This window comes from Pelomicrobium sp. G1 (genome assembly GCF_051905455.1).
GTDB lineage: Bacteria > Pseudomonadota > Gammaproteobacteria > Burkholderiales > UBA6910 > Pelomicrobium.
Genome location: NZ_JBQACR010000662.1, coordinates 1 through 232, shown reverse-complemented (window position 1 = coordinate 232; position 232 = coordinate 1). Strand labels below are relative to the sequence as shown.

At 56.9% G+C, this 232-nt stretch carries 1 protein-coding gene; it reads left to right on the top strand.

The window, feature by feature from the left end:
- Positions 1-232, top strand: a 232-nt coding sequence (locus tag ACTFO6_RS20025) for a hypothetical protein (protein WP_439936021.1), incomplete at both ends; no start/stop codon positions are given.

The window sequence follows — 232 nt, the reverse complement described above, 5'->3', positions numbered from 1 at the left end:
CAATTGGGATCGGCTGCATCACATGGCATCACTACTTGAACTGCTGCGTTCAGTCGCGGGGACGGGGGAAACGGTGACGCTCGTTTACAACGCTGGGAGTCGCCCGGGGCAAGCCCGTTCGGTCGTGCCGGTATATGTAACCACTGAAGACTTGGTCGCCGTCGAACCCGGTTCGCGCGTCAATAAGACGTACAAGCTCGAAAAAATTGCATCTGTCGAACTGGCCAATGGC